General features: G+C 62.5%; 25 protein-coding genes. 12 read left to right on the forward strand and 13 right to left on the reverse strand.

Translation table 11 applies throughout. The features are described 5' to 3' along the window. Positions 1-57: 57 nt before the first annotated feature. Complete coding sequence (locus B5527_RS10900; RefSeq protein WP_154072155.1) at positions 58-1,296, reverse strand: ABC transporter substrate-binding protein; 1,239 nt, start codon at positions 1,294-1,296, stop codon at positions 58-60. Positions 1,297-1,443: 147 nt separating this feature from the next. Continuing rightward, positions 1,444-2,334, reverse strand: coding sequence for an IclR family transcriptional regulator (locus B5527_RS10905; protein WP_079607209.1), 891 nt, complete (start codon positions 2,332-2,334; stop codon positions 1,444-1,446). A 161-nt stretch (positions 2,335-2,495) separates the two neighbouring features. On the opposite strand from B5527_RS10905, the gene B5527_RS10910 reads away from it, so the two are divergent. From B5527_RS10910 to B5527_RS10945, 8 genes are all read left to right on the forward strand, one after another. Next, positions 2,496-4,298, forward strand: coding sequence for a thiamine pyrophosphate-binding protein (locus B5527_RS10910; protein ID WP_079601293.1), 1,803 nt, complete (start codon positions 2,496-2,498; stop codon positions 4,296-4,298). 62 nt (positions 4,299-4,360) lie between these two features. Then, on the forward strand, positions 4,361-5,062 hold the full coding sequence (locus tag B5527_RS10915) for an SDR family oxidoreductase (protein WP_079601294.1): 702 nt from the start codon (positions 4,361-4,363) through the stop codon (positions 5,060-5,062). A 27-nt stretch (positions 5,063-5,089) separates the two neighbouring features. After that, on the forward strand, positions 5,090-6,097 hold the full coding sequence (locus B5527_RS10920) for an FAD-binding protein (protein ID WP_079601295.1): 1,008 nt from the start codon (positions 5,090-5,092) through the stop codon (positions 6,095-6,097). After that, the gene (locus B5527_RS47065) at positions 6,052-6,492 is read left to right on the forward strand and encodes an FAD-binding protein (protein ID WP_172842541.1); all 441 of its coding nucleotides are present in this window, start codon (positions 6,052-6,054) and stop codon (positions 6,490-6,492) included. Before B5527_RS10920 ends, B5527_RS47065 begins: the two co-directional genes overlap by 46 nt. A 46-nt stretch (positions 6,493-6,538) precedes the next feature. Then, entirely contained in the window at positions 6,539-6,922 is a 384-nt protein-coding gene (locus B5527_RS10930; RefSeq protein WP_079607211.1) for a cupin domain-containing protein, read from the forward strand. Positions 6,923-7,061: 139 nt separating this feature from the next. Continuing rightward, positions 7,062-8,783 (forward strand): FAD-dependent oxidoreductase, encoded by a 1,722-nt coding sequence (locus B5527_RS10935; RefSeq protein WP_079601296.1) that lies wholly within the window; start codon positions 7,062-7,064, stop codon positions 8,781-8,783. Continuing rightward, a complete protein-coding gene (locus B5527_RS10940; protein ID WP_079601297.1) occupies positions 8,780-9,607 on the forward strand; it encodes a sugar phosphate isomerase/epimerase family protein in 828 nt (275 codons plus the stop codon). The genes B5527_RS10935 and B5527_RS10940 overlap by 4 nt, the downstream gene beginning before the upstream one ends. Beyond that, complete coding sequence (locus B5527_RS10945) at positions 9,600-10,655, forward strand: SDR family oxidoreductase (RefSeq protein ID WP_079601298.1); 1,056 nt, start codon at positions 9,600-9,602, stop codon at positions 10,653-10,655. Before B5527_RS10940 ends, B5527_RS10945 begins: the two co-directional genes overlap by 8 nt. 60 nt (positions 10,656-10,715) lie before the next feature. Here B5527_RS10945 and B5527_RS10950 read toward each other — a convergent pair whose 3' ends face one another. From B5527_RS10950 to B5527_RS10960, 3 genes are read right to left on the reverse strand one after another with little or no spacing between them, the layout of a single operon-like run. Continuing rightward, positions 10,716-11,720: an ADP-ribosylglycohydrolase family protein gene (locus B5527_RS10950; protein ID WP_079601299.1), complete on the reverse strand. Its 1,005-nt coding sequence runs from the start codon at positions 11,718-11,720 to the stop codon at positions 10,716-10,718. A gap of 9 nt (positions 11,721-11,729) precedes the next feature. Next, positions 11,730-13,880 (reverse strand): ADP-ribosylglycohydrolase family protein, encoded by a 2,151-nt coding sequence (locus B5527_RS10955; RefSeq protein ID WP_154072156.1) that lies wholly within the window; start codon positions 13,878-13,880, stop codon positions 11,730-11,732. A 23-nt stretch (positions 13,881-13,903) separates the two neighbouring features. Next, complete coding sequence (locus B5527_RS10960) at positions 13,904-14,956, reverse strand: substrate-binding domain-containing protein (RefSeq protein ID WP_079601300.1); 1,053 nt, start codon at positions 14,954-14,956, stop codon at positions 13,904-13,906. 77 nt (positions 14,957-15,033) lie between these two features. On the opposite strand from B5527_RS10960, the gene B5527_RS10965 reads away from it, so the two are divergent. The 3 genes from B5527_RS10965 to B5527_RS10975 are packed head-to-tail and all read left to right on the forward strand — an operon-like array spanning position 15,034 to position 18,058. Further along, positions 15,034-16,377, forward strand: a complete 1,344-nt coding sequence (locus tag B5527_RS10965; protein ID WP_079601301.1) for an ABC transporter substrate-binding protein — start codon at positions 15,034-15,036, stop codon at positions 16,375-16,377. Between the two features lie 8 nt (positions 16,378-16,385). After that, entirely contained in the window at positions 16,386-17,234 is an 849-nt protein-coding gene (locus tag B5527_RS10970; RefSeq protein ID WP_079601302.1) for a carbohydrate ABC transporter permease, read from the forward strand. An 11-nt stretch (positions 17,235-17,245) separates the two neighbouring features. Then, positions 17,246-18,058 carry a carbohydrate ABC transporter permease gene (locus tag B5527_RS10975; protein ID WP_245332579.1) on the forward strand — a complete coding sequence of 271 codons (813 nt, stop codon included), beginning with the start codon at positions 17,246-17,248 and terminating at the stop codon, positions 18,056-18,058. A gap of 293 nt (positions 18,059-18,351) precedes the next feature. On the opposite strand, the gene B5527_RS10980 is transcribed toward B5527_RS10975, so the two are convergent. After that, a complete protein-coding gene (locus B5527_RS10980; protein ID WP_079601304.1) occupies positions 18,352-19,338 on the reverse strand; it encodes an ABC transporter substrate-binding protein in 987 nt (328 codons plus the stop codon). Positions 19,339-19,363: 25 nt separating this feature from the next. On the opposite strand from B5527_RS10980, the gene B5527_RS47070 reads away from it, so the two are divergent. Then, positions 19,364-19,486 carry a hypothetical protein gene (locus B5527_RS47070; RefSeq protein WP_276329326.1) on the forward strand — a complete coding sequence of 41 codons (123 nt, stop codon included), beginning with the start codon at positions 19,364-19,366 and terminating at the stop codon, positions 19,484-19,486. Positions 19,487-19,558: 72 nt separating this feature from the next. On the opposite strand, the gene B5527_RS10985 is transcribed toward B5527_RS47070, so the two are convergent. The 7 genes from B5527_RS10985 to B5527_RS11015 form a co-directional block, all read right to left on the reverse strand. Further along, positions 19,559-20,746 (reverse strand): acyltransferase family protein, encoded by a 1,188-nt coding sequence (locus tag B5527_RS10985; RefSeq protein WP_245332580.1) that lies wholly within the window; start codon positions 20,744-20,746, stop codon positions 19,559-19,561. A 207-nt stretch (positions 20,747-20,953) separates the two neighbouring features. Beyond that, the gene (locus B5527_RS10990; protein WP_079601306.1) at positions 20,954-21,745 is read right to left on the reverse strand and encodes an ABC transporter ATP-binding protein; all 792 of its coding nucleotides are present in this window, start codon (positions 21,743-21,745) and stop codon (positions 20,954-20,956) included. Then, on the reverse strand, positions 21,733-22,788 hold the full coding sequence (locus B5527_RS10995) for a dihydrodipicolinate synthase family protein (RefSeq protein ID WP_079601307.1): 1,056 nt from the start codon (positions 22,786-22,788) through the stop codon (positions 21,733-21,735). The genes B5527_RS10990 and B5527_RS10995 overlap by 13 nt, the downstream gene beginning before the upstream one ends. A gap of 11 nt (positions 22,789-22,799) precedes the next feature. Further along, positions 22,800-23,633: a GNAT family N-acetyltransferase gene (locus tag B5527_RS11000; protein WP_079601308.1), complete on the reverse strand. Its 834-nt coding sequence runs from the start codon at positions 23,631-23,633 to the stop codon at positions 22,800-22,802. Further along, positions 23,620-24,657, reverse strand: a complete 1,038-nt coding sequence (locus B5527_RS11005) for an NAD-dependent epimerase/dehydratase family protein (protein ID WP_079607213.1) — start codon at positions 24,655-24,657, stop codon at positions 23,620-23,622. The genes B5527_RS11000 and B5527_RS11005 overlap by 14 nt, the downstream gene beginning before the upstream one ends. 17 nt (positions 24,658-24,674) lie before the next feature. Next, entirely contained in the window at positions 24,675-25,430 is a 756-nt protein-coding gene (locus B5527_RS11010) for an ABC transporter permease (RefSeq protein ID WP_079601309.1), read from the reverse strand. 302 nt (positions 25,431-25,732) lie between these two features. Beyond that, positions 25,733-26,380, reverse strand: a complete 648-nt coding sequence (locus B5527_RS11015) for a TetR/AcrR family transcriptional regulator (RefSeq protein WP_079601310.1) — start codon at positions 26,378-26,380, stop codon at positions 25,733-25,735. Positions 26,381-26,509 lie beyond the last annotated feature (129 nt).

Here is a 26,509-nt window from a genome sequence, read left to right on the forward strand (position 1 = left end):
TCATGCGCGCTCACCCGGTGCGCCCACAATAGGGGCACCCAGGTGACCGACGCGCGATTACAACGAACAGGGGTTCTGCTCTTTGGTCGGATTGAGAACTTCCATCGGCTCGTCCGCCCCGGGCACGGCGGCGCCCAGCGTGATGAGGTCCCATTGATCCTTGGCCTGACCCTTTGGTTTCGGCGAGAACGTATAGGCTTCCTGGATCAGCTGGTGATCCCAGGACCGGAAATAGGCCTTGCGCGCCTTGAGGATGTCGAACTGCGTTTCCTTTTCGAAGTAGGCGATCAGCGTGTCGGTGTCGGTTGACTTGGTTTCGTTCATGGCCTGCGCCATGATCTTGAACGCGACATATTCGATCCAGGCATGGTTCTCCGGCGGCTTGCCGTTCTTCTTGATGAAATTGGCGACGAAGGTCTTGGAGGCCGGCACGTCGAGGGTGTGATACCAGACCGTCGGCCAGATTCCGGCGAGGTTGCCTTCGCCCGCGGCCCAGGCGTCCGCCGTATTGAGATTGAAGCCGACGATCGGATAGGGCAGATCGAATTCGGCATACTGCTTGATCAACGTCGTCACCTGATTGCCGGCCAGATTCGAACAGACCACGTCGGGCTTGGCTTGCCGGATCTTGAGCAGATAGGGGCTGAAGTCGGTGACGTCGGTGGCGATCAATTCGTCGCCGATCAGATTGCCCTGATTGGCCGCGAAGAAACGCTTGGCCGCGGCCAAAAGATCATGGCCGAAAATATAGTCGGCGGTCAGTCCGAAGAACTTCTTGTCCTTCACCATATTGTCGCGCAGCAGCGCCTTGCCGACGGCATTCACCATCACCGTGTTCGGGATATCGGTGTGGAAGGTATATCGGTTGCAGTTCTTGCCGCGCAACGCGTCGGAGCGCGCGCCGGTCTGGATGAACAGCCGCTTGTTGCGGGCGGCCACCTGCATGATCGTCAGCGCGGAGGCCGAATTGGCCTCGCCCATCAGCACCAGCGCGCCGTCCTGCTCGAGCATGCGCTGCGACTTGGTCGCGGCGGTGGCGGGATTGACCGAATCTTCCGACATCACCTCCAGCTGGCGCCCCATGATGCCGCCGGAAGCGTTGATTTCCGCCTCGGCCATTCGCATGCCCAGCGTGGCATAGGCGCCAAGCGCACCGAGAAACCCGGTCAGCGGCGTGAGGTGGCCGATCTTGATCTTTTCCGTCTGGCCGCTGACGATGGAGGGAAATCCAATCGCCGAAGCGCCGGCAAAGGCGGCGCTTGCTTTCAACAGGGTACGTCGGTTGTAGCGGATCATCGTTGGTCTCCTCCCAAAGAGCGCTTGGCGATGTCCCCCTTCATTCCGGCGTATACGAGAATGTGAGAGACGTTTTTCTATTGCTGGATTGATATTTTCGGAGGCGCTGACCGCTGTCAACGGCAAATGCGCGTCGCGGCTTTATCCTTAGGATTTAGCAGCGCCCTTGGCGCCGAATTCAGCCGACAGGCGGTGGGCGGCGGCCTGAACGATCTGGGCGCTGTTATGCAGCGCCTGGTTGGACAGCCGCCAGATCGGGCCGGAAATACCGAGAGCGCCGATCACCTGGCCGGTGAAATCCGTCACCGGCACCGCGACGCAGCGCACTTCCGGATTGAATTCGCCGTCGTCGAACGCAATGCCAGTGCGCCTGATCTCGGCGATTTCGCGCGACAACACGGTGACATCGGTGATCGATTTCCCGGTCGACGGCTTCATGTCTGCGCGTTCGAGAAAACGCTTCAGTTGATCGGTGCGCAGCGAGGCGAGGATGATCTTGCCGAGTGCCGTGCAATGCGCCGGACGCACCACGCCGACGCGGTCGGTCAGTTGAAACGCGCCGGGCCCGCTGGTGCGGGCGATCACCACCACGGCGTCGCCCATGCGTACCGCGAAATGGCTGCTTTCGCTGGTTTCCCGCGACAACTCCTCAAGCACAGGTGTCGCGACGTTGACCATTTCGATTTCGTCGAGCGCTGAGGCGGCCAGCGCAAACAACGGCCGGCCGACGCGGTAGCGCTTGGAATCCTTTTCCTGGCGCAGATAGCCCAGCGACACCATCGTCTTGGCGAGGTGGAAGGTGGTGGAATTGTGCAGGCCGACCAGCTTGCTCAGTTCCGCCAGCCCGATGCCTTCGCGGTGCCGCGCGACTTCTTCAAGAATCGCGAAGGCGCGGCCGAGCGACTGGACGCCGACGCGCTGCCGGTCGTCGGCGTCGTCGTCGATATCGTGCGGCGCAGACGGTACCAACTTGGCGATGGCCGTCTTGCGCGGGCTGGCCGGCTTCTCGCTGGCTTTTTGCTTGGTACGCGGTCTCACCGGATTAAGCCTCCACGGCGCGGTTGTCGGGTCCACTCTACCACAATATAAATTGACGTATAGCATTATGGGAAATAGGGTGCCGCGCGCCTGGGCAGTGTCGGCGGCCAAAGCGTCAGCGCCGATCTCCTGAAAGAGTCGAACCGGTAGGGAGTGATCCGATGTCGCCGCGCAATGCGCTCAATGGGGCCCAGGTTATCGTCGACTATCTGATCCAGGAAAAAGTACCGCAGGTGTTCGGCCTGTGCGGTCACGGCAATATCCAGTTCATCGACGCGCTGTATGAGCGTTCCGACGAGCTCAAGACCATCTCGGTGCATCACGAGAGCGTCGCCGGCTTCATGGCGGATGTCTATTACCGCGTCTCGGGGCGGCCGACCGCGACCTTCACGTCCTGCGGGCCGGGTTCGGCGAACCTGCCGATCTCACTCGGCAATGCGTTTCTCGACTCGGTGCCGTTTCTGGCGGTGACCGGCAACGTGCCGACCAGCCAGTTCAACCGCGGCGCCTTTCAGGAATTGTATCGGCATTATCAGGCGGACTTTCCCTCCACCGTGCGTTCCTACTGCAAAAAAGTATTCCAGCCGACCCGCGGCGAGATGGTGCCGCTCGCGATCCGGCAGGCCTGGAAAACCATGACGACGGGCCGTCCGGGTCCTGTCGTGCTTGACGTTCCCTTCGACGTGTTCCTGGAATCGGCGGCCGAGGAAGCGCCGAACGCGCACGCCTGGAACGGCAATATCTCGAGCCGCTGCGGCGCCGATCCGGAAGGCGTCGTCAAGGCGGTGGATATGCTGCTCGGCGCCGAGCGCCCGGTGATGATCGTCGGCCAGGGCGTCCGTTATGGCGGCGCCGCCGAGGAATTGCTGAAGCTTGCCGAGCGGCTGCAGATTCCGGTGGCGGCGTCCGCCAGCGGCCTTGGCGCCATCGATACCAATCATCCGCTGGCGCTCGGCCTTGTCGCGCGCGCCGGCCATTACCAGGCCAATCACGCGACGCGCCAGGCCGACGTGCTGCTGGCGATGGGCATGCGCTTTGACGATCGCACCTCGAGTTCGTGGATCCCCGGCTATTCCTTCACCATCCCGCCCACGAAACTTATTCACGCCGACATCGACCCGGAGGAAATCGGCCGCAATTATCCGGTCGCGCTCGGCCTGATGGCTGATGTGCGCACCTTCCTGCGCCAGATCCATGCCGAACTCGATCGCCGCGCCGATCTCACTGGGCGCGCCGACGCCCGCAAGAAATGGCTGGCGCAGATCGACGTCTATCGCAAGGAATGGGACAAGTTCGTCGCGCCCGGTTTCTCCGACGATACCACGCCGATCAATCCGCAGCGCGCCGCGCTTGAGATCGACAAGGCGCTGCCCGAGAATGCGATCCTGGTCAGCGACATCGGCGTGCACCACAATTGGCTGTTGAGTTTCTGCAAGCCGAAGCGGCCGGATTCGCTGATCGGTTCGATGGGCTTCGGCCCGATGGGCTTTGGCGTCGCCGGCGTGATGGGTGCGAAGTTCGCAGCCCCCGACCGTCCCTGCGTGTCGGTGTGCGGCGACGGCGCGTTCTTCATGCATGCCAATGTGCTGGGAACGGCGGTCGAATATAATCTGCCGGTGGTCTGGGTGGTCTGGAACAACTACGCCTATGCCTCGATCCGCGGCCTGCAGCGCGGCTACCTCGGCGGCCGCGAACTCGCCACCGACTTCCATGATCCGACGACGGGCGGCCGTTACAATCCGGATTTTGCCGCGATGGCGCGCTCGTGCGGCGTCGAAGGCGTGCGAGTCGATCGCGCCGGCGATCTCGGCGAAGCCATCCGCAAGGGCATCGCCGCCAACAAACCCTATCTGATCGACGTCGATATCGCCGCCGACATCAACCCCTCTGGCGCCGGTGTCTGGGAACTGCCGGGGCTCGGGCAAAGCAAGCCGGGTATCGGAACGCGGTACGAACCGAACTGATCGGCATTCGCGCCGATACGACATTTCCCTCCACAAGATTATAAAGTCAGGGAGACAGCAACATGCTCGTAGGCAAGAAAGTCGTGGTCGTCGGAGGCTCGTCGGGTATCGGTCTTTCGACCGCCGAACTCGCCAGGCGGGAAGGGGCCACGGTCATCATCGCCTCCCGCAACGCCGACCGCCTGAACGCGGTTGCAGACAAATTGGGCGCGACGGCGATCGTGGCTGACGTTACCAGCGATGAAAGCGTCGCCAGTCTCTTTCGCAGCTGCGGCCCGGTCGACCATGTCGTGGTCACCGCGGCGCAGCTTCGCACCGGTCCGTTCAAGACCGTTGCCATGGAAGACGTGCGCTCCACGATGGAAGGCAAGTTCTGGGGTGCCTGGCGCGTCGCGCGATCGGCGGAGATCCGCCCCGGCGGATCGCTGACGCTGGTCTCGGGTTACCTGAGCATTCGCCCCCGGCCCAACTCCGCCATCATTGGCGCCGCCAACGGCGCGCTTGAATCGCTGGCGCGCGGCCTCGCGCTCGAACTCGCGCCGGTGCGCGTCAATGCGGTCTCGCCGGGGATCATCGACACGCCGATCCGCGCGGCGATGCCGGAAGAAGCGCGCCGCGACATGCTGGCCAAAACGGCCGCCGCTTTGCCGGTCGGACGCGTCGGCACCGGCGAAGATATCGCGCGGCAGATTTTGGCCTTCATGACGATCGGGTTTGTGACGGGATCGATCGTCTATATCGACGGGGGCGCGTTGATAACCTGATCGGCCGGCTTGAGCCGTGAGTCCTGAATGACGCATGATCTTCAGAAGCTGGTGGTGGTCGGGCATGGGGCCGCCGGCCTCGCGGCGGCGCTTTCGGCGGCCGAGCAGGCGCGCAGCCGCGGCTTGCGCCTCGACATCACCTTATTGGAGAAATCACGCGAAGCCGAAGCCGGCGGGAATACCCGCTGGAGCCCCTCCTATATGCGGCTCGCTGCGCCCGCTCGGCTCGCCCCCGGCTTTGAAGAGGATATGCAGCAGGCGTCGGGCGGATTGGCCGATCAAGCCTATTTTCGCACGCTCGCGGAGAACGCGACCGCGACGATCGGATGGCTGCAGAGCCACGGCATCAAATTCGCGATTCCAGTTTACTACCTCAGCGCCGGCCCGCCGCGTATCCAGCCGGTCGGAGGCGGCAGCGCCATCGTCGAAAAGCTTGCCGATGCCGCGAAGCAGGCAGGGGTGAAGGTACGCTACGAGTCGGCCGCGAGCCGGCTGGTGGTCGAAGATCACCGCGTGGTCGGCGTAGACGTTCAGACCGGTGACGGCGCCGCAACGACGCTCGCCGCCGATGCCGTGATTCTCGCTACCGGCGGATTCCAGGGCAACCCCGCGATGATGCGCGCGCAGTTCGGGCCGGGCGCCGAGTCGATAAAACTCATTTCGCCGGGAACGCGCTTCGACAGCGGCGACGGCATCCGCATGGCCACCGACCTCGGCGCCAGCATTTCCGGCGACTGGAACGGGATGCACATCGAACCGGTCGATCCCCGCAGCACCCACTCCGCGCCGGTCGTGCTGGTGTATCCCTATGGCATCGTCGTCGATCAGGATGGAAGCCGTTTCTTTGACGAAGGCGGTGGCCTCGTTCACGAAACATGGGAAGTTTTTGCCCGCGAGATTCATTCGCGAGACCGAAGAGCGTGGCGTACGCGATCCTCGATAGCCGCCTGTTCGATATTCCCGGCTACGAGCGTGCGATCCGATCGGACGTGCCGCCATACCAGTCTCACTCAATCGAAGGGCTTGCGGCGCTGATCGGAGTTTCCGCCCGCCATCTGCGCGAGACGGTCGACACATTCAATGCCGCTGCCGCCGGCGATGCCATGCGGTTCGACGCGACGCGCTGTGATGGCTTGGCGGCGGCGAGCGAACTGAGGCCGCCGAAATCGAACTGGGCGCGCGCCATCACCGAGCCGCCGTTTCTCGCTTATCCCCTGGTTGGCGCCATCGCCTATACATTTGGCGGTCTCGCCACCAACGAAAAGGCCGAGGTCCTGGGGGAGCGCGGGCCGATGCCCGGGCTCTACGCGGCAGGAGAAACCACCGGGCATTTTTATGGCACCGCGCCTAATGCCGTCGCGATGCTTCGCGCGCTGGTATTTGGACAGATTGCGGGACGAGAGGCTGTTGAATTCCTGCACAGCCGGTAACATCGCGTCGGTCTGCGTAGGTACAACCTTGGACAAGGAAAACGACATGGCTTCTGAAGAGAACGGCGCCTTCATCCGCAATATCGCCGAAGTGCCCTGGCGCGAATTCCCCAATCATTTCGGCGGCGCGCTCTCGAAGCCCCTGGTGATGCCGGAGACCGCTAGTACGCGTCATCTCGACTACCGGATTTCGATGTACCAGCCGATGGCCCATGTCGCGAGGCACAAGCACCGGGTTCAGGAGCAAATCTATCACGTGCTCGAAGGCGAGGGGCTGATGGAGATCGCGGGCAAGAACCATGTGGTGCGCAAGCACGATTTTATCTTTTTGCCGCCCGGCGTCGAGCACGCCATCTCGAATTCGGGCCTGGTCGACCTGGTGTTCCTGGTGATCACCTCGCCGCCGTCGGACGACGAGAAGATTGCCTGACCATTCAAGGGCCACATGGTTCGAGACGCGCTGCGTTGCCGCGCTCCTCACCATGAGGTCCAAGACCTCATCCTGAGGAGCATCGCCGTCTCGAAGGATGAAGCCCCACTGGAGTTGCTCTAACCGCGCGGTCCCACGCATGCCGGCTTCAGACGCTTACGATGTGGTCGTCATTGGCGCGGGCGCCGGTGGGATGACGGCTGCCGCGGTCGCGGCCAGCGAGGGCTTGAGCGTTCTGCTGATCGAGAAGACGGAGTTTGTCGGGGGCACCACGGCGTGGTCGGGCGGGATGGTCTGGATTCCCGCCAACGCCCACATGAAGCAGGCGGGCATGCCTGACAGCGCCTCCGATGCCGCGGCCTACCTCGCCAGCACCATTCCCGAAATTGAAAACGCCGGCTTGCGCAAAACCTTTCTGGCGCGTGGTCCGGAAGCGGTGGAATATCTGGAAGACAATACCGAGGTCCGACTGCAGCCGGTGAAGACCTATCCCGATTACTATCCGGAACAGCCGGGAGCCACGGCCGGAGGCCGCGTGCTCGAGCCTGTCAGCTTCGACGGCGCCAGACTCGGCGCTAATTTTAAACGGCTGCGTCCGCCGCTGCCGGAATTTACCTTGTTTGGCGGGATGATGGTCAACCGGCTCGACATTCCCCACCTTCGCCAATTCGGGCGCTCGTTTCGTTCAACCCTGCGTTCGCTGCGTCTTGTGTCGCAATATGCGCTGCAGCGGCTTCGCGCGCCCAGGGGAACGACGCTGCATCTGGGCAATGCGCTGGCGGCGCGGCTCTACGCTTCGCTGCTGGCGCGAAACGTCGAGGTCTTGTTCGGCAGCAGTGTCGAACGCCTGTTGATCGAGGACGGTGCCGTCGGCGGCGTGCAGATCAGGGATTCATCCGGCGGCCGGCCCATCGTCGCGCGCAAAGGCGTCGTGCTGGCAACCGGTGGCTTCTCGCACGACAAAAACCTTCGCGAACGTTATTTTCCAGCCGCGGCGGGTTCGGTTTCCGCCGCATCGCCTGCGGGATGCGGCGATGGCCTGCGGGTCGCCATGGCGGCCGGCGCCAGCATCGGCACGAGCGTAGCAAGCCCGGCTTACTGGGTGCCGGCGTCACGCTTTCAGCGCGCGGATGGCAGCCCGGGAGTTTTCCCGCATACGGTGACCGACCGGGCGAAGCCCGGAATTATCGCGGTGAATTCGGCGGGAAAGCGCTTTATCAATGAAGCCCTGTCGTACCACGAGTTCGTGCTGGCCATGTTGCGCGACGGCAACGACGCTACAACGCGTTCGTTCTTTCTCGTCTGCGATCGCCGTTTTCTCTGGACCTACGGGCTTGGCCGGATCAAGCCGTTCACCTGGCGCATCAGGCCTTACGTCAAGCGCGGCGAATTGATCGAGGCTGCCAGCATCGGTGCGCTCGCCGCCGCGATCGGCGTCGAACCATCGGCGCTCTCCAAAACGGTGAACGACTATAACGCGCATGCGCGAATGGGACACGACCCGGCCTTCGGACGCGGCACGTCGATCTATCAGCGTCACCTCGGCGATCCCAACCACTCGCCCAATCCCTGCGTCGCGCCGATCGAGCAGGCGCCTTTCTACGCGCTGCGTATCTATCCGGCGGATTTGGGCACGGCGATCGGTCTCAAGACGGATGGCCATGCCAGGGTTCTGAGCAAGGATGGCACCGCCATCGCGGGCCTTTATGCCTGCGGCAACGACATGGGGTCGATCATGAACGGAAATTATCCGGGGCCCGGCATTACGCTCGGACCTGCGTTGACATTCGGCTACGTCGCCGGCCGGCACCTTGCGCAGACCGGTTCAGAGGTGCATGCCCGGCAGAGGGGACGAGCATGAAAAACCCGGCCGCTAGTTTTGCCGTCAACACCTACTCCTACATTTTCGGGGGCAGCGCCGCCGATACCGTGGCGCGGCTTGCCGACCAGGGTTATGGCGGGGTTGAGCTGATGTTTTTTCCCGGCCATCTCTGGCCTGCCGAGCTTGACGCATCAAGTCTGCGCAGCCTGCGCCGGCTCTGCGAACAGCGGCTGCGGCTGGTAGCCGTCAATATGCCGAATGTCGACATCAATGTCGCCGCCGCCGCGGAGGAGATGCGGGCCTATACCCTCGATTTGCTGGTGCAATTTGTGCGCTGTGCCGGCGAACTCGGTGCGGGCGGGATCATTGTCGGGCCCGGCAAGCCCAATCCGCTATTTCCGATGCCGCGCGACCGCATGATCTCGTATTTCTACCGTGCGCTCGATACGCTGGCGCCGCTGGCGCGGCAGGCAGGCATAAGGCTTTTCATCGAGAACATGCCGTTTGCCTTCCTGCCGGATGCGGAGTCGCTCATGAAGGTTGTGGATGGTTATGGCGACGACAGCATCCGCGTCATCTACGACGTGGCCAACGCGCACTTCATCGGGGAGGCTCCAACCGAGGGACTGCGGCACGTGCGCGACCGGCTCAGCCTGGTTCATTTTTCCGACACGACCCGGCGGAGCTACAAGCACGATCCCCTGGGCTGCGGAGACGTCCCGCTCGCGGGCATCGCATCCGTCCTGAAAGAGGTCGGATATAACGAGGTGCCGATGCTGGAAGTGATTTCGCTCAACCCGGATGCCGACATCGCCGATAGTTGCCGGATCCTCCAGCAAGCGGGGATAGGCTGCGATGCCTGAACATGTCGCACTTGTCATCGGGCCGACCGGAGCGACCGGCGGTCCTATCGCCGCGGCGCTCGCGCGTCGGGGATGGCGCGTTTACGGCATGTCGCGCACGGCGCCATCAGGCGAAGTGTCCTTCACCCATATCGCGGCCGACCTCACCGATCCCACGTCCTGCCGGCGCGCTCTGGCGACCATCGAACCGGTGACGCATGCCTTTTTCGCCGCCCGCGCGCCATTTCGCGAAGGCGGGGTCGAGGACGTCGAGGGCAACGTCGCCATGCTGGCGGCGACGCTCGACGCGCTGGCGAGCCGCTCCGATGTTCTCGAGCACGTTCACCTGCTGGAGGGAATAAAATGGTACGGCATGCATCTCGGCCCCTATCCGACGCCGTCGCGCGAGGACGATCCCCGGCATTTGCCGCCGAATTTTTACTATGACCAGCAGGACCTGTTGAGCGAACGCGCGGCGCGGGCCGGCTGGAGCTGGTCGGCCTCGCGGCCGTCCTTTATCTGCGACTTCGCGCCGAACCGCTCCAGAAACCTGATCACGGTGCTCGGCGCTTACGCGGCGATCTGCCGGGAGCTTCAGGTGCCCCTGGACTTTCCCGGAACTGCCGCCGGTTACTCCGTGCTGTCCGAACTGTCGGACGCGACCTGTCTCGCGGAGGCAATTATTTTCATCTCCACCCATGACTCAGGCAAGAACGCCGCGTTCAATGTCACCAACGGCGACAGCTTCCGCTGGTGCCAGGTCTGGCCCTTGCTGGCGCAATGGTTCGAGATTCCCTGCGGCGTGCCGCGCGGTATGAAGTTGGCAAAATGGATGGCCGACAAGGGACCGGTCTGGGACCGCATCGTCGCGCGGCACGAACTGGAGCCGCGATCGCTTGGAAGCCTCGCGTCATGGGAGTTCGCCGATTTCGTATTCGAGAAGGAATGGGATCTTCTCACCGATACCGGCAAGTTGAGACGCGCGGGCTTCAATGCCTGTGTCGACACGATTGCCATGATCCACGATCAGCTCGACCAATATCGCGATGCAAGGCTGCTGCCGCGCTAGGCGATGGAGACGGCAGGTCATTGCGACAAATCTGTCGCGCCTTCCGGATTGCGAATCGGATTATGGGCAGCGCCTCAGCGCCAGAATCTCGCTCTCTGCTTTTGTCCGCGTGACCGCCGCCAGACGCGAAGCAAGGTCTGCTTGCGCGTTCCGGGATTCTTCCGGCAATTTTTCGATGAGCGCAATGTTTGGCGGCGACACACCGCTGAGTGCGCCGCAGATGCCCGCCGCCATACAGGCAATGGTATCCGCGTCGCGGCCGAAATTAGCACCAAAAACCGCGGCTTGCCCGGGATCTCCCTTCGCTAGCCGAACAATTGCAAGCGCGGCCGGTACAGTCTCACGGCTGTCGCAGGCGATTTGCTGACGAAACTTCTGATGATAGCGCTCGCGAAAAGTCCTGTAATCAACGGCTGCATGCGCAAGGTCTTGTGCCGCGACGATCAGCGACAACATTTCTCCGCCGCTCCAGGGCTTGATGTAGCTGGTGGATGCCTTCAGGACCGCCTCGACGGTCGATCCGACAACCAAAGCTTCCGCAATAGCAGCGGCGACGGCTGCGGCGCCGTCCTGGCAAAATGCGACGTTCGTGACGTGGATCAGGCTTGCAATCTCCATCGCCTGCGCGGCCGCGGCACGTGGATTTCCGGCGTTTACAATTCCCACCGGCGCGATCGCCATTGCCGAACTCGAACTCGGCATTGTTCCCTCCGCGATCGAGCGCGGCAAGTAGCCGAAGCGAAGCTTCGCCGCGGCATGAAGAACAGACGGAAAGAAGCGACCGACCTTGCTGCCAAAGATGGCATCTCGCTGATCGCGCCATTCCTCCGCCCAGCTATCCGCATCCGCAAAACCGCCGGTTCGAATCAGCGCGGCAGCCAGCAAGTCCCGCATGATGGTATCGTCGGTTCCGTCACCCTCGAACGACTCGACCCAGCCGAACCTTTCTTCGATCTGTGGCGGCTCGAGATTCTCAGTCGGGGTACCCATGGCATCGCCGATGACGCCGTAGGCAAGGCAGGCGAAAGCATGACTTTCAAGTCGGCTAGCTGCGTTGGTGTACATATCCGCTCCTCAAAGCGACGTGACGTGGACGGCCTGGGTGGAAATCGAGCCGGTGTCGACGACAAGCCCCACGGCGCCCACGGTCAGTGGAAGCTGCTGCGTATCCCGGACCTCGAAAATTTTGCGGCCATCGACGAAGGCCTGAATCTCATTGTCCTCGACTTGCACCTCCACGACGTACTTCTGGTCCACCTTCCAGGAAAACCGGTCGCTTGCGAGAACGGTCTCGTCATGAACGCGCTTGATGAGCTTGGCGCAGCCGCCATCGGACTTGTCGAACATCACGGCATAGTAACGCTCCCGCCCTTGAATTCGCGCCGCAAGGCCCCAAGCTTCCGCGAGCAGGGGCGTGACTTCCGATCTCACGCGGTAGTCTTTCCAGTCGCGAGAGCCTTGTGCGATAAACCCTATCCCTTCGCCATTGGTAATGCGCAATCCCTCCCAACGTGTCTGAAACTGACTGACGTTGTTGACCCATGCGTGCTTCCACATGGTGCTCAGATTGTCGTCCGGCCGCCGGAGGACGGTTTTTGGCGCCCCGGCCCATGTCAGATAGTCGAGGTAAATGACGCCATCGACGCCGGATCGATCACGCGTCTCGATTTCCAGTCCGACTTCGAAGATAGGGTATCCGCCGGTATCCGGCACGCGCCAGGTCAGCATGGCTTCGCTGCCGGATAACAGTTCGTGCTTATCGCCGTAGATCTGTTCGAGTTCGTCGCGTTCGTTGTACACGCTTGCGTAAAGACGGACCGCAACGTGTTTGCCATGGCTATCGGCTTCCAGGCGGCACTCGACGACCTGCCCTGAATATAACGTCGGGCATGCGAGCAGCTGATACACCGGCATGGTGAAGACGTCTTTGTCAAAGAACGTCGGCGTGGCGATCCGCGCAACGCGGCCTGGCGCCAGGCGTTGGAAGTTGACGGCGAGGCACCGTTCGCCGTCCCGGCTGTGGCCCGGCACGTTCCTGATCTCGACCGGATGCAGATGGGCCGGTGACCCCGTCTTGGTGGCAAATCCCTGCAGGCTACCGGGAAAGCTGAAATTGAAGCGTGCACCATTTTTGAACGCTGCGGTTCGCAATGAGCCGGCGAGAATATGGCCGGTTGCAATCAGCGACTGCGCCTCGATTACGGCATCCGTTATCGATCCTCCGCCGTCGGCCGTAGAGACATACATGCGGTCGGCAATCGGCGTGCGAAAGTCGGGGCCGGCGTCGATGCCCGCGAGGCCGGTCCGGATACCGAACAGGCATCCGGCGTTTCCCGCGTTGCAGTCGGTATCCCAGCCCGCCGTGTTGACGATTCGCATCGTGTCCTGAAAGCTGTTCCCACCATACAGCGTGGCGAGAATGATCAATGCGTGATTGGGAATGACGTGGCAGTTGCCGGGAAATTTGTCGTAGCCGTATCGCTCCGCAACGAGGGCCCGCGTCCGTTCCCAGTCCTGGCCGTTGTCGCCCGCATGCCACGCGCGCACGTCTTCAACCACGCGCCGGATCAACGCATCCCGCGGAACAAAGCCAAGCCCGACATCCAGTAGCTTTTGCACGTCGGACTCGACGAAAGCCTGCGCCTCCATGGCTGCCAGCAGTTTCGCCGCGTGAACCGCTTCCCCGTCGTGGCTGACGCGACCCGCCTGCTCCGCCAGGTAGGCGGCCTGATCGGGATCTCCCGGGCTGACCATCGCCCACCCATCGATGAAGATCTGCGCGCCGATCTGCTCGGCAACGGTCTTGCCGTTTAGTTCGATCGAACCGCTCAGCGGCGCCGGTACGCCGGACTTCAGGCGCAAGTAGGCGGTATGCTCGGTGGAGTTTCCGATCCCGCCCCACCACAGGATCGAGCGGTCCTCCACGATGTAATTGAGCCAGGTGTTTCCGATCTGCCGGGAAGTCAAATGCCTCGGAAAGCCGTAATCGGCCAGCGCCCGCGGGAACGCAAAGGTGCCGGAAATGTCGTCGTCGGTCACGACGAGATGATGCGACCTTAGTGCGACGTCGCGGCGTTCATTGACGTAAAAATTGATCGGACCTAGTTCCCGCGTGATGCGTTCATAGGTCCAGCCCTCGAAGGGACGGCCGAGATAGACGCCAATCATTTTGCCGAGCACGCCGGCATAGACCCGTTCGGCATAGTCGTGAGGAATTCCAGGCACGCATCGCTCCCTTGGTTCGCCGATCAGGCCGACGAACGTTTTAGAATTTCGAATTTGAGCTCGAGGCTCTGGCCCGGCGATTCAAGCCCACCCGGCTGCAGCCGTCTAATGAGCGTGTGGGCAGCCAATGCCCCCAGATCGAATTCAGGCTGCCGAACCGTCGTCAGACCGAGCAGCTTCGCGGCGGGAATATCGTCGAATCCGACGATGGCAATATCGTCGGGAACGGACAGGCCGGCGGCACGCGCAGCTACCATTGCTCCCACTGCAAGCATGTCATTTGCGCAGAAGATCGCCGTCGCGCGATTGCGCGTTTCCGAGAGGATCTCACCCATGGCGCGGGCGCCGGATTGCTCCGAGTACCGGCCATCGGTAACGAATTTCGGAACAAGTCCGGCTGCGCGCATCACGGAAGCGTAACCGAATGCGCGGCGAGGGCTCGGCCCGACCTCTGCCAGGATCATCGTGATGCGTTGGTGGCCGCGCTCGATCAGATATCGCGTCATCGCCGCCGAAGCTTCCGCGTTGTCGATATACACGCTGTCGATCGGCAACGGTCCTTTCGGCTTGTGCTGGCTCTCGAGGCGGACGATCGGGATCCCCTTTTGCGCCAGCGTGGCCAGCTGCGGAGCGCGCAGGTGAAAGAACGTTCCTACGACGCCGTCGGCGCGCCCCTGGAGAAGCCAGCTTGCTGCCCGCTCTTCGCCTTCGGCACGACCGTCCGTGTCAAAGATGAGCACGTCATAACCGGCGGTGGCAGCGACCGATTGCAGGCCCCGAACAAGTCCCGGATAAAACGGATTGGTGATGTCGGGGATGACACATGCGAGCGCCATTGTCCGCGCGCTGCGGAGCATGCGGGCCAGATGATTGGGCTGATAGCCGAGTTCACCCGCCAGCTTGAGGATGCGGGCGCGCGTCGCCGCCGGGACCGATGGCGTTTCCGTCTTGTTGAGTACCATCGAGACAGCCGCCTGCGAAACGCCGGCGGCTGCCGCGATATCCTTCTGGGTCGGGCGAACGGCTGCGCGTTTATCGCGCCTGCCTTCCCGCGGTCTCCTTGTTGACGCCATCATTGTCGTTAGTTATACGTATTACAAAACTAAATCAACTTCCCGAAACATCCGCCATCGGGATAAGAGAGGACGCCGCCATGCCATGGTCCCGACGCCAGGTCGTTGCCGCCATCCCCGCCGCCACTCTCGCAGCCGGTTTGCCGCGAGGGCCGGCCATCGCGCAGGACGGACCCAAGGTGGTTACGTTCTGGTTCGGGCAAGCGAATTCGGACGGTCAAGCTGCGCTGCGGAATGATCTTGTTGAGGCCTTCAACGCGTCACAGGACAAATACCGGCTGCAGCTGGAGGTGAAGGGCGCCGCGGTCAATAACCTCCTGAAGGTCGCGTTGGTCGCAGGCAGGGGTCCCGACATCGTGCAGACCGCAGGTCCCGCTTATCTCACCGCGATCGCCAATGCCGGCCAGGTGCTTCCGCTCAACGAATTCGCCGACAGGTTCAAATGGAAGGAGCGCTTCCTGCCGGCGTTGCTCAACACCGGCGTTTACGGCGACAAGCTTTACGCGCTGCCGCGCGACTACGAGTCGATGCACCTGTTCTACAATAAGGAAGTTTTCAAACAGAACGGCTGGAAGCTGCCGACCAATCGCGCCGAGTTCGAGCAAATCGCGGACGCCGCCCTGGCGAAGGGAATCATACCGTTTGGCGCCGGCAATGCGGATTGGAAGGGCGTCAACGAGTGGCTGATGACCGTGTTCTTCAACAATGTCGCCGGCCCCGACAATGTCCGCAAGGCACTCTCGGGCGACATGCCGTGGACGGCGGCGCCGTTCGTCGAGGCCGTTGAACTCTCGAAAGCGTGGTACCAGAAGGGATATTTCGGCAAAAACTACTTTTCGCTGACGATCGAACAGAGTTTTTTGCAAGTTGTCAGCGGCAAGGCGGCGATGGCCTTCAACGGAACATGGTCCTTCGGAACCAAATCCTACGGCATGTCAAGGCCCGATACGGTAATGGATGTCGTCCCCATTCCTGGTCTCAGTCCGGCGGTAACGTCGCCGCTGGTGCATCTGGCGTGCGGCGCGACGCTCTCGATCGCGAAGAACTCGCAGAATGCCGAAGGCGCTGCGGCCGTGTTCGAGTTCATGCTGTCGCGGAGTTTCTATCAGAACATGAATCGCGACTGGCCGGGCAAGTGGGCGCTGCCGGTGAAGGATCTCCCGCCTGAACTGCTGCAGGGAATCGGCTACCCGCTGTTCGAGAAGACGATCGCGGGGTTGCACGAAGCATTCAGCAAGGGACAATACGGCTTCACCACCTGGACATTCTGGCCGAACGCAACCAATAGCTATGTGATGGAAGGCATCGAGCAGGTGTGGCTTAACCGGATCTCGACCGATGATTATCTCAACCACGTCCAGACGGTGTTCAGCCAGGAATTCAGGGAAGGCAAGGTGCCGCCGCTTCCTCCCCGAGCTGCCTGAGCAACGCGATGTGGCTGTTCGCGCTTCCCGCGCTGCTGATCAACGTCTGCATCATCATGGTGCCTGCTTTGCTGACCCTGATGATGGCTTTCTTTGCCTGGGACGGCGTCGGCGTGCCGGTGTGGGCGGGACTGGCCAACTTCCAGCACATGTTTGGCGACCCTGTCTTCTGGTCGGCGCTGACAAATAATTTCATCTGGACAGCTATCTTCCTGACGGTTCCGGTCTGCCTCGCACTGGTCGTTGCCACGGCACTATTGATGTCGCCCCGTTCGCGCGCCGTTGTTCAGCCCATCATCTTTCTGCCGCGAATTCTCGCGGTTGCCGTCTCCGGGCGCATCTTCCAGGGCATGATCTTCAGCCCGGCGACCGGTCTGGTGGCATGGCTGAACGAGCGAGGATTCTCGATCGCCGATCCGCTCGCCGATCCCGACCGGTCGCTCTACGCCGTCGCTGCCGTCGATATCTGGCACTGGTGGGGTTTCCTGGCGGTCGTGTTCCTCGCGGCGATGCGGCAGATCAGCATCGACCAGATTGAAGCGGCGCGGCTCGACGGCGCCGGTTTCTTTGCACTGTTGCGTTACGTTTTAGTACCTGGAATTCGGTCGACGCTTGCGCTGATGCTGATCCTGACCGTGATCTGGTCGTTCCAGGTGTTCGAATTCATCTTCATTGTCACGCAGGGCGGCCCCGCATACGGAAGCGAAGTTCTCGCGACGCTGGCCTACCGACACGCCTTCTTCGAAGGCGATGTCGGACAGGCAGCCGCCGCTGCCGGCGTCATGAGTCTGTTCGGCTTGTGCGCGACAGCCGCCTATCTCTGGCTTCAGAGCCGCGACAGCGCGAACGCCACATGACCGGCGAGCGATTGAGCAAAACATTCAGCCTGGCGCTGATCGGGATCGCATCGTTTGCCTCTCTGTTCCCAATCGCGCTCGCGGTCATGAACGCGCTGAAGACGACGGTCGAGATCACCGGCAACCCGCTTGCCCCGCCGACGCGATTTCATCTGGAGAATTTCACCTCGGCGTGGCAAAGCGCGGCCCTCGGCCCGAGCCTCCTTCACAGCGCCGAAGTGGCGGCGCTCACCATCCTGTTGGTCTGCCTCACGGCGGCTCCCTGCGCATATGTGCTGGCGCGCCAGCAAGGCAAGGGATGGCGTATCCTGACGTTCTATTTCATGGCCTCCATTACGGTGCCGGTGCAGCTTTATTTATATCCTCTGTACTTCATCTTCGCCAGGCTCGGCCTCGTGAACTCTATTCCCGGCGTTGCGTTGATCTACACTGCGATGTTCTCGCCGTTCGCTATTTTTTTGCTGCGGACCTACGTCATTTCGATCCCATTCGCGCTCGAAGAAGCGGCCCAGGTCGACGGAGCGACGCCGTGGCAGATGTTCTTCTATGTCATCCTGCCGATGATGCGGCCGGGTCTGCTGACGGTTGCAATCATCGTGGGGCTGAATGCATGGAATGAATTCGTTATCGCGGTAACATTTCTGCAAGACGACAGCACCATCACGGCGATCGTGAAGTTCTATAACCTGACCGGACAGTATTCCACCGACTGGGGCCAAATGCTCGCCGCAGCGGTGACGATCGTGTTGCCCGTTGTGCTGGTCTTCATATTTCTGCAGCGCCGCTTTATCGACGGCATGACGGCCGGCGCGGTCAAGTCATAACAGGACCCAAGCGGTACTTGTTGCTCATTTGCCTGACGCGCTTCGGTGGCCGTCAGATCGTCCGCGCTGCGACGGGTATTTTTTCGCAGCAGGACGGTTAGCGCCCAGCTGATGGAAAGCGTGCCGGTGAACACGATCGCGAATTTGACGAAGGCCGGGAAGGCTGGATCGTAAACGACGTGTTGCGGCCAGATCAGGGGAATGAAGTGCAAGAGGTAAATGCCGTAAGCCTGCGGCTGCATCGCGTCGAGCAGCCAAAACGGGGATCGATCGAAACGCAGCGGGCGTGGCCGCTATTCGATCACCTCATCAGCGCGGGCAAGGAGGAGGGGCGGGATAACGAGGCCGATTTTCTTCGCAGTCTGAAGGTTAAGCCGCAGACTGAAGGTCACGGGTTGCTGGATCGGAATCTCGGACGCTTTTTCCCCGTGTAGAATCTTGTCAACCACCGCTGCCGAACGACGAAAAATGTCGGCGTGGTTCGGGCCGTAGGCGAGGAGTGCGCCCGCTGTCGCTTCGTCGAGATTGCTGCCCATGTACGGCAAGCGGCTTTTGAGCGCCAGGTCAGCGAGCCGTCCTCGCGAATTGAAGATCATTGAATCCGGAGCGCTCGCGATGGCATCGAGGCGTCGGGTGCTTGCGCTCTCCATGGCAACATCGAGCTCGGCGGGCGTGCGCGCTTCGAGCACGACCGTTTCGACCCCGAAGACGGTGGCGGCGGCACGGTACTCCTCGAAGACTCGGGGTGGGCTCTGTCCGCCGGGATGCACGATCAAGCCCATCCGTTTCAGGGACGGCACCGTATCTTTGAACGTCTGAACCCTCTTGGCCGTGAGATCTTCCGAGACGTTCGACATGCCGGTCAGATTGCTGCCGGGGCGCGCCAGACTCTCGGCAAGCCCGCTGCCGACCGGATCGGCTACGATAACGAAGACGACTGGAATGGTGCTGGTCGCCTGCTGGGCCGCACGCGCGGCCGGGAGTATGGAGGCCATGAGGGCATCCACTTTCAGGCCGACAAGTTCCCGGGCGAGGGACGGGAACCTTTCGTACTGCTCGTGAGCGTATCGGTGCTCGAACAGAATGGTCTGCCCGTCGACGTAGCCTAAATCCTTGAAGCCCTGGATGAGTGATGCGAAGTAAGCGCCTTCCTCTTCAGCGCTTCCTGCGTGCCAAAGCATGCCGACTTTAGGAATTCTCCCGGGAGCTTGCGCGTTGGCGCAGCTTGACCAGGCAAAACTTGCCATGCCCAGCGCTTTGAATAGCTCTCGCCGATTCATTCGGTTTAGTTCCCGGTGTTTGCCGATGGCCCTGCGTGTCGAGATGAACTTCAATGTGGCCGAAAGCCGCCTTCGCGTCAAACCGCAGAAGCCACAGCCGCGGCCCGGCGATGACGCTTTTTACGCGCTCGACCAGGCCCCAGGCTAGATCGCCGGACGTAGGCGCGCTCCATGGGCCGAGGCAGGCCCGCCCAAGAGTTCGACCAGTCTTGTGTGGCCGTCAGATCGTCCGCGCGACGACGGGTATCTTTCGTAGCAGGACGGTCAGCGCCCAGCTGATGGAAAGCGTGCCGGCGAACACGATCGCGAATTTGACGAAAGCCGGGAAGGCTGGGTCATAGACGGCGTATTGCAGCCAGATCAGGGGAATGAAGTGCAGGAGGTAAATGCCGTAGGCCTGGGGCTGCATCGCGTCGAGCAGCCGAAACGAAGATCGAGCGAAGCGCAGGAAAACAGCGGGGACCGTGAACGTCATCGCCGCGCTGAAGGTCGCAAAGGCGAGACCATAGGCCGTGTGCCACCAAAGCGGTGGCGATTCGAAATTCGATATCCAATTGTGGTGCGCATAGACCAGAAGCAGGATTACGCCATAGGAGGCAAGCGCAAAGGCGAGCCACACCATCCAGCGCCTTGCCAACGCGCCATTTTCCGCAAGCAGCCCGGCGCTCAAGCCGGCCTCACCGACCCCGACGCCGGCCAAGAAATATCCGGCATAGAGCAGGATGCGGCTGGTCTGAATCGGCAGCGGATAATGGCCGGGCACCAGCCAGGCTGAGTCGCCGAAGACCAGGCGCATCGGCAGATAGATGACGATCGTGAAAGCCAGGAATGCAGCGAAAGCGGTCATCGGCCGATCACGCAGGGTGTCAATGAATTGCCCGAGCGCTCCGATCGCCCGGTGTGCCGCGGCCCACAGCAATGCGGCGATCGCGTCGAGCGTCAGCAACACCCACAAGAACCACGCCGCCCCTGACGGCCAGGGGCCGATCGTGATCGTGTGCCACCAGAAATGAAAGAAATTGAAGTCCGTTGTTTCCGCTGTGTGATAGCGCACGAAGCTCGGATAATAGGCGATCGGTATCACGACGAAGATCGAGACCAGAAACGGCACTCCCAGCCGCCACGCGCGCCTGCGCAGGTAGATCGCCGGCCCCCATCGCGTCAGGCTGCCGCTGACGAACCATCCGGAAATAAAGAACATGCAGGCCATGAAGAAGCTGTCATTGAACAGCACGACCAGATCGAAGCCGAGCCAGCGCATACGGTCGCCATTGCCGAAATAGCTGTAGTTGATGACCGCGTGGTGCAGCACCACCAGCAGCGTGATGAGGGTACGCGCCCGGTCGAGCGCGGCGATGCGCGCCGGCGCCGCCACGGTCTGATCTCTGGCGTCTGGCTTGTGCAGCATCATTTCTCAAGGGTAGATGATCTTCTCTGGCGTCGCGATCACATGCATGCGAGCAGAGGGGGAGTTCTGGCTGACGACGAAGACCACATTTTCCGCGCGACCGGCCACGATGTGGACGCCGCCGGAGCTGTCGCCGGCGGCCTCACCGCACAATCGGCGTCGACGCTGCCGGTTAACTGGAAATAATTGCGCGCGCCCATTCGTCTTCTAGGCGGTGGGACCGAGCCCCAGGCTCGCGTAGATCCGCCGCGCATAGGCGCCGAATTCGTCGGTGGTCTTGATCGGCAGCGCGCGCGGAAACGGCAGGTCGATCGGGAAATATTCCGCCATCCGTGCCGGACCGGCGGTAAGGACGGCGCAATGCGAGGCGAGAAACACGGCTTCCTGGATGCTGTGGGTCACAAAAATGATGGTCTTGCCGCTTTCGCGCCAGATCCGCAGCATCTCCAGGTTCATCTGCTCCCTTGTCAGCGCATCGAGCGCGCCGAACGGCTCATCCATCAGGATCAGTTTCGGATCGTGGATAAAGGCGCGGGCGATCGCGGTACGCTGCTGCATGCCGCCGGACAATTGCTGCGGATACTTGTCCTCATGGCCGGCGAGCCCGACCAGATTGAGGAGATCGCGCGCCCGCTCCCGGGCGGCCTTGATCGGCAGGCCGACGATCTCTGCCGGCAACAGCACATTGTCGAGGATGGTCCGCCACTTCAAGAGAAGCGCCTGCTGGAACACCATGCCGATGTCGCGCGCGGGGTCGAACGGCGTGCGGGCGTTGCCGATCTGGATACTGCCGCCGTCGGCGTCGTGCAGCCCGGCAAGGATTTTCAGCACGGTGGTCTTGCCGCAGCCGGACGGCCCAACCAGCGAGATCAGCTCGCCCTCCTGCACATCCATGGTGACGTCGGAGACCGCGAGAAATTCTGTACCTTGCGAACGGTAGACCTTCCGCACGTTGCGCAGCCGGATAAAGGGCTCCTGCGGCTCGCTCATGCGAGCCATCTCTCGAGATTGGAAGTGATGAGATCGTCGTCGCTGAGATCGGCGTGCTCGTTGCAGACGCGGTCGATCTCCTGCAACTGGCCGGGGCTCAGGCCCTCGGCGGGATCGAGACACCAGATTCCCTCGAGCAGCCCCTGCCGCCGCAGGACTTCGTGGCAGCCGGCGATGCAGCCGTGAAAATTGTTGGCGACGTCGAAGAACGCGCTGTTGCAGTCGGTGACGCGGGCATCCAGCGCCAGCAGGTCCGCAGGCACCGTGTCCTTGTGGCGCGCGGCGCGGCACCTCTCGAATTGCTTGATGGCGCTCGCGGTCCACACCGACCAGTGGCCGAGCAGGCCGCCGCGGAAATAGGCCCTGGTGGTGACGCCGCGATCGCGCAGGTCGAACGGCAACGTGAGGTCGAGCAGGATATGGTCGTCATTTCCCGTATAGAGCGCGATGCGGTCGAGCGCGCCGGCGGCGGCAACGCCGCGCAACACGTCGAGCGTCCGGTAGCGGTTGAACGGCGCGATCTTGATGGCGATGACGTTGTCGATTCCGGCAAAACGCCGCCAGAAATCCGCGCTGAGGACGACGCCGCCGACCGCCGGTTGCAGATAAAATCCGACCAGCGGAATTTCGCGCGCCACCGCCTCGCAATGGGCGATGATCTCGTCTTCGGAGGCCGATTTCATCGCCGCGAGGCTGAGCAGTCCGGCATGATAGCCGATGCCGAGCGCGGTTTGTGCTTCGGAGACGGCCTGTCGCGTCGGGCCGGCGAGACCTGCGACCAGCGCCAGCGGCCGCGTGCTCCAGTCCGCCGCGGTCACCGCGGCCAGTTCCAGCACCGGCCGGTACAGGCCGACCTCGCGGATCGCGAATTGCGTGGTGTGGACGCCGACCGCAAGGCCGCCGGCGCCGGCGTCGATGTAATAGCGCGTCAGCGCCCGCTGGTGAATGGGGTCCAGTGCACGGCCGGCGTCGAGCGCCAGCGGGTGCGCCGGGATCACCGTGCCGTCGGCGATCAGGCGCCGCACATCGGATTTCATCTGGCTATGATGCATGGCGCCAATTCCTATCCATATTCCGGGCCGGTGACGGCGAACGGCAGTTCCGCGGGCAGGGTGGTGATGCGGCCGAAACGCATGCGCTGAAACGGCCGCTCGATCGCCCAGCCGGATTCCGTCAGGCCCTTGAGGAATTCTTCCTGGGTGGCGACGGCGTCGATCAGCAAGGGACCGGTTTCGGATCGAACGATCGCATCGATCATTGCCAGCGCCCGGTCGGTACGGTCCGCAAACAGCGGGCCGATATGCCTGGTCTTTCGGCCATCGCGGACGAGTGCCACCGCATCGCCATTCGACAACAGCCGGGAGTCGGGGCGTCCGCCAAGTTCCGCCAGCAAAGCGCTGCGATCGAATCCCATGGCATGACGATCGCGCACGGTGAGGCGCTCGAGTTCACCTGATGATAACGGCTCCGGCGCTCCGGCATTCGCCGGCGTCGCATTCTCAAGACGCAATCGCCGCAGTTGCAGCGCCGGCGTAAAGCCGAGCGGGCCATAAACCCCGGCGCCTGCCGGCGTTGCATCGAGCCAGGTGGTGAGGCCTTGCTTGATCGCGAGATCGAGACAGGTGTCGACCAGTTTGGTCGCGAGACCGCGGCGGCGCCAGTTCGCCGTCACCAGCACCATGCTGATCCAGGCGTTGCCGGAGGTGTAGGGCAGCAGCGCCGCGGTCGCGATCAGCTGGCCATTATTGTCGCGCACGCCGAACACGATTCCTTCGGTGAGGAAAAAACGCCAGTCGGCCTCGTTCTGATTCCAGTGGGCCTCCGCCGACAGCGCAAGCCCGGCGAGCGCGTCGTCCGGCCCGAGCTGAACGATGGCACGATGCTCAGTATCGCCCATCGCGTACCTCGTATTTGGTGGGCTTGCCGAGGCTCGGCATCGCGCGCGCCACCCAATCGGCCGTCCAGGCGATCAGTTGCCCGGTATCGACGATCGGAAGGCCGAACAATTTGACCGCCTGCGAGGTGTCGGTGAGCCAGGCCGTCGGCTGTTCGGTGCCGACGAGGATGGGATCGCGGCCGAGCCGCGCACCGAGCTTTGCGGCGAGATCGCGGACGCTGAGGATTTCGTGGCCGCTGACGTTGATCGGCGAGGTCGGGGTGTCGCAATGCGCGAGGCAGCGCAGCGCCTGCGCCGAGGCGTCGCCCTGCCAGATGAAATTGACATGGCCGAGGCTGACGTCGATCGGCTTGCCCGTGAGGATCTTGGTCGCGATGTCGTGCAGCACACCGTAGCGCATGTCGATTGCGTAGTTGAGCCGGAACAGCCGACCGGGGGTGGAAAATTTGCGCGAGAAATATTCGAACATCCGCTCGCGTCCAACGCAGGACTGCGCGTATTCGCCGGGCGGATCGGGTGGCAGATCTTCGCGCGCGCCCTTGCCGTCCACCGGCACGAACGGATAGACGCAGCCGGTCGAGAACGCCACGATCCGCGAACCGGAAAACGCCTGGGCGACCAGGGCGGGCACGTGCGCATTCATCGCCCAGGTCAGCGACAGATCGCCCTCGGCGCCGAACTTGCGTCCGGCCATGAAGATGACGTTCGGCGCCTTCGGCAGCGCGTTGATGGCGGCTTCATCGAGCAGGTCGCAGCTCAGCGTTTCAACGCCGCGGGCGTCGAGCCATGCTTTGGCGCCGGGGTCGCTGAAGCGGGCGACGCCGATGACGCGGCGGTGGGGCAGGGCAGCCTTGGCAAGGCCGGCCAGCGTCGGACCCATCTTGCCGGCGACGCCGAGGACCATGATGTCGCCATCGACCTTTTCGAGATCATCGATCAGCGCCTGGCTCGGCCGGCACAGCAGCTCGTCGAGTTCGGCGATATCGGAGATGGTGTCCGGCAGATTGTCGCGCGTCAGCAGCATGTATTTTCCCTGATGTTTCATTGCAGGCGTACGTCCCTGACCACGAACAGCCGTTCGAGGCCGAGCACGAGGCCGTAAAGTGCCACTCCCAGCAACGTCAAAAGCACCACCGCCATCACCATCGCCGGCGTGTCCAGCGAGGACTGCACCTGAATCATGAGATAGCCGAGCCCGCGCTCGGAGGCGATAAACTCGCCGACGATCGCGCCGGCGACCGCGAGAATAGCGCCGACCTTCATGCCGGAGAACACGTAAGGCAGCGCGCCCGGCAGCTGGATCTTGCGGAACAGGGTCCAGCGCGAACCCCGTAGCGATTTCACCAGATCCAGGAGATCGGGTTCGACTTCGCTCAGCCCGCGCGCGGTCGTCAGCAGGATCGGAAAGAAGCAGATGCTGAAGGCGATCAGGATGTTTGGAAAGATGCCATAGCTGAACCAGACGATGAACAGCGGACCGAGCGCCACTTTCGGGATCATGTTGAGCGTGACGAACAGCGGCAGCAACAAAAGACTGAGCAGCGAAGACCAGCAGAACAGCACCGCAAGCGCGACACCGACGAGGGCACCGAGCGCAAAACCGCCGAGGATTTCTACCGCTGTCACCGCGAGGTTGGAAAGCCAGGCATATTTCGCCGACGTCAGCGTCGCCAGCGTGGCCAGCGGCGAGGGCAGGATGAATTTCGGCACGTGGAAGGCGTCGACCAGAACCTGCCACAGCACGATCACGGCAAGATGCACGATCAGGATGATCGCAAACGATCTGGCCGGGCGCATTGCGTCTGTCAACACCGTGGGTTCTCCCAGTCGCGCTCCGGGTTCCGGCGGGCGCCTGCCGGCCCAATCTATCGTGGCTCGACCCGGCAATCAACCATTCGGTTGATAAGTGCGGTTGCCCAGATCTTGTCGTACGAAAAGGACGTTATTCCGAAGATCGTCATGCCCGGCCTTGTGCCGGGCATCCACGCCTTGCCTCCGCATGGGCAAGAAAGACGTGGATGGCCGGGACGTCTAGCGCGAAGACGCGCTTCGCGCTTTAGCCCGGCCATGACGAAAGAGCGAGGGCGTTTTGCCATACGCTACGGCCGCAGCGCCTGCAATACCAGGTCGACCACGTGCTTGCGGCGCGCCCGCTTGGCGGCGGCGCTGGTGAGGTCCTTGCCGAAAATCGCCGACAAGGTCGGGGTGTTCGAAAAGAAGAAGTAGCTCAGCCCTGCGATCGAAATATAGAGATGCACCGGGTTGATCCCCTTGCGGAAGGTTCCGGCCCGCACGCCCTCTTTGAGAATCTTCGAGACCATGCTGACCAGCGGCGAATGCATGTCCTCGATCTTCAGCGATGCGCGTACATGTCTGGCGCTATTGCGGTTTTCGTCATTGAGCAGGACGATGAAATCGGGATGCAGCGCGAGGTGGTCGAACGAACTCTCGATCAGCTTCTTGATGGCCCGTTCCGGAGGCAGTCCCTCGAGGTTGAGCGTGCGCTCCTGGGCCCGGATTTCCTCGTATACCCATTCGAGCACCGCGAGGTAGAGCGCGTCCTTGTCGCCGAAATAATGATACACGAGTTGCTTGTTGACGCCGGCGCGCGCGGCGATTTCATCGACCCGTGCGCCGGCGAGGCCGCTTTGCGCAAACTCGCGCCGCGCCGCCGTCAGCAGTTTGCTCCGTGTCGCGATGGGGTCGCGCCGCTGCGGCTTTGTCCCGTTCGATCGTCGTTTGGGCATTTCCAACCAGACAGTTGACAATTCGGTCCGTCCCTTGTTGCATTGGTAAACGCAAAAGGGGTGCCACGACAAGGCCGCCAGGCCGGCCGGGGCCAGCCGCAAACGACGGGCCGCGAACGAGGAGAGTGG

It is taken from the genome of Bradyrhizobium erythrophlei (assembly GCF_900129425.1).
GTDB classification, from domain to species: domain Bacteria; phylum Pseudomonadota; class Alphaproteobacteria; order Rhizobiales; family Xanthobacteraceae; genus Bradyrhizobium; species Bradyrhizobium erythrophlei_C.